Source organism: Caballeronia sp. (assembly GCF_028292365.1).
GTDB lineage: Bacteria > Pseudomonadota > Gammaproteobacteria > Burkholderiales > Burkholderiaceae > Caballeronia.
Genome location: NZ_JAQGMM010000343.1, coordinates 1 through 3,095, shown reverse-complemented (window position 1 = coordinate 3,095; position 3,095 = coordinate 1). Strand labels below are relative to the sequence as shown.

Annotated in this window: 3 protein-coding genes; all 3 read right to left on the bottom strand. The window is 58.3% G+C overall.

Going from position 1 to position 3,095, the window contains the following annotated elements; genetic code table 11:
• Positions 1-766 (bottom strand): amidohydrolase family protein (locus JWR14_RS20685; protein ID WP_299710689.1); only part of this gene is annotated, 766 nt, incomplete at its 3' end.
• Between the two features lie 90 nt (positions 767-856).
• Positions 857-1,864 carry a substrate-binding domain-containing protein gene (locus JWR14_RS20680; protein ID WP_299710686.1) on the bottom strand — a complete coding sequence of 336 codons (1,008 nt, stop codon included), beginning with the start codon at positions 1,862-1,864 and terminating at the stop codon, positions 857-859.
• 30 nt (positions 1,865-1,894) lie between these two features.
• Positions 1,895-2,884, bottom strand: coding sequence for an ABC transporter permease (locus tag JWR14_RS20675; protein ID WP_299710683.1), 990 nt, complete (start codon positions 2,882-2,884; stop codon positions 1,895-1,897).
• Positions 2,885-3,095 lie beyond the last annotated feature (211 nt).

The window sequence follows — 3,095 nt, the reverse complement described above, 5'->3', positions numbered from 1 at the left end:
AGTTACTCGCGAACATGCAACGCTCCGTGCCGAACGCCTCGATCGCATCGACAACAAACGGGCGAATGCTGTCGGTGGTCCACTTCCAGTCGCCCATGCCGAGCCCCGATATCTTGCAAAACACGTTCGGCGCAGACGCGAGCAATTTCATGCTTGCGCGCCAAGCGGCGATCTCCTCCGTGCCCCGATCGACCGGCATGCCAGTATGGTTGAGCACCATCGGCGTGTCCGGAAACGTCTTCGCAAGCGTAAGTGCCTCCGCCATCTGCGTATAGTAAAGCTGCAAGTCGAAGGACAGATCGTAGCGTTTGAGCAGGGCATAGCCGCGTTGCCACTGCGGATCGCTCATCAGGTGCGGATGTTCAATGAACGTCTTCACCGGATCATGATGGTAGTTGAGGCACTGACGGATTCCACGAACGTTAGGAAAAGCGCAGTGCTCTTCAATCGTCTGCTGGACGCTCGGCGAAGCGAGGTCGGCAAAGGCCACAATGCCGTGCGGATAGCCATGCTGGTCCGCCACGCTCTGCAGCCAGCGGGTCTCCGCTACCGGATTGTTATGGTCATACTCCACCTGCAGATGGACCGTCTTAACAACGTTCTGATTCTTGATATCTTCGCGGAAATCGTCGATCAGATAGTCGCGACGGATCGCTGAGTAGTCGCCGAACACTCGCTCGAGCATTTCGTCCTGCAGCCAAGGATAGCGTCCAGTTTTCAGATCGTACAGGTGATGATGGGGGTCGATGATCGGCAGGTTGTCCATTTTGTCTCCTGATCGGTTCGTCATGTTCGTGAGCAAAGACGGTCGGCGCCACGAGTGCGTCCAACAGTCGTCCGCCTGGATGAGAGTGCTTCAGTACTTGCCGGCTGACGGCGGATAAACCCGCGCTACCACCTTCTGCGTGTCGGGCTGATCGATCGTCTCCTTGGTCACGAGCGGTTCTTTCAACGCGAGTTGTTGAGTAGTGGGCTTGCCGGTCAGAGCGTTTGACACCTGGGTCGTTGCGTCGATGCCCTGACCTACCGCTTCCTGCAGGAACAATCCCTGAATCGCCCCATCGCGCAGCAGCTTGATCGTGGTCGGGCTGCCGTCCGCAGTCACAACCGCGACCTTGCCTGTCATACCGCGCGTCTGCAGCGCTTTGGCCGCGCCCGTGCCAGCTTCGTCGTACATGCCATACAGCGCCTTGATGTCGGGATGCGCGGTCAGGATGTCGTTCGCCTGTGCGACCGCTTCAGATACCGTGAGCCCATGCGTCTCGAGCATCTGCGTCAAATCGCAGCCATCGGCCTTGAACGATTCCTTCGCGCCGGCCAGATACTTCTGCGCATTCTCGCGGTCCTGCGGCAAGGACAGCATGCCGATCTTGTTGCTGCCTCGCTCCTTCGCCAGCTTGCATACGTATGAGCCTTGCGTCTTGCCGGTTTCGAAGTTGTTCGCGGTAACGGCAGACGTGTAATCCGTCTCGCCCGGTTGCGGGCCGATTCCGGCGAAGGCAATGGGAATCTTCTTTTCCTTAAGGAATCGCAGAATCTGCGGCGTGCTCGTCGAACTGACGGGTCCCATCACGACGGCACTGACACCCCGTGTGAGCGCGGTGCGCACGTTGTCCATCTGCTTGGCCGGGGAGTTCTCAGACGTCAATTCGATGTAGTTCATCCCAAGTTCCTTGGCTCTTTCCTTCACGCCATAGCCGACCCACTGCCAGTAGGAGATGTCGAGCGATGGTGCGATGTAAGCGACGGTCTTGGCATCCTCCGCGCTAGCTAAGTTGGCCGCCAATGACAAGCCGAACGCGATCGAAGCGAAAGCAATGGCGCGCACAGGATGGCGCATCGATTGAGCAATGTTGTTAAACATGAAATGTCTCCGTTTGCGTTGTGTCCGGCTCTATCGCCGGGCTTTGGTCACACGGTCGATCAGCACCGCGATGAGAATGACGACACCTGTGACGGTGCCTTGCCAGAAGCTATTGACGCCAATGAGGTTCGCGCCGTTCTGGATAATGGTGATCATCAGTGCGCCCAGGAGCGCGCCGATTGCCGACCCCGTGCCGCCAAAGAGACTGGCACCGCCGATAACGACCGCGGCGATCGCCTGGAGCATGAGGCTCGATCCCGCTGTCGCTTCGGCGTTCCCGATGTAGGAGACGCTGACCACTCCGGAAAACGATGCGAGCAGACCTGACAGGACATACGCCGCCATGCGTACGCGGTTGACTGGAATCCCGATGACACGCGCCGAAGAGCTGCTGCTGCCGATTGCATAGAGCCAGCGGCCGGCAACGAGCTTGCGCAGGCAAAGTTCGATAACGACCAGCAACACGGCGCACCACAGCACATAGTTCGGCACGCCCGGAATGAGCGTTCCTGCGTCCAGTAGCCAAAAGTTGGGATCGGAAATCGGCAGGGAGTGACCATCGGTGACGATGAACGAAAGGCTTCCCGCAATCGCATAGGTGCTCAACGTCACCACGAATGGCGCCAGGCCGATGTAAGTCACCAGTGCGCCGTTGATCGCTCCGATTAACAGACCGATCGACAAACCCGCGGCGCTGCTCGCAACAGCACTAAGGCCGTGTGCCATGGCCAGTCCCGTGACCATTCCCGTCAGGGAAAAGACGGAGCCTACGGAAAGATCAATGCCGCCGGTGATCACGACGAGCAGTACGCCAAACGCCATGATGACAAGCGGTGCGGATGCCTGCGCAACGTTTGAGACATTGCCCACTGATAGCGCAGCGGGCACGATGAAGCCGACAGCCAGCTCCATCACGATGATGGCGATCGCAATCGCGATCTCGGTTCGATAAAGGCTAAGGAGGCGACTGCGGCTACGCTTCTGTGATGCATCCGCAACGGGATGGGTAATCGTCTTCATGTTCGTCTCCAATTGATAAATTGAGTCGACGTCTTATGCGTCGTTTTTTTTCGTAAGATGTTTGTCCGCAGCAGTTGCCTTCAGGCAGCCATGCCGGTCGCATGCGCGAGTTCCGCCTCGTTGATCTGTCTGTCTTTCAAAACCGATGTCGGCCGACCGTCCGGGTCGAACGCGAGCACGGTGTCGCACAACTCGGCCAGTTCCACGTATT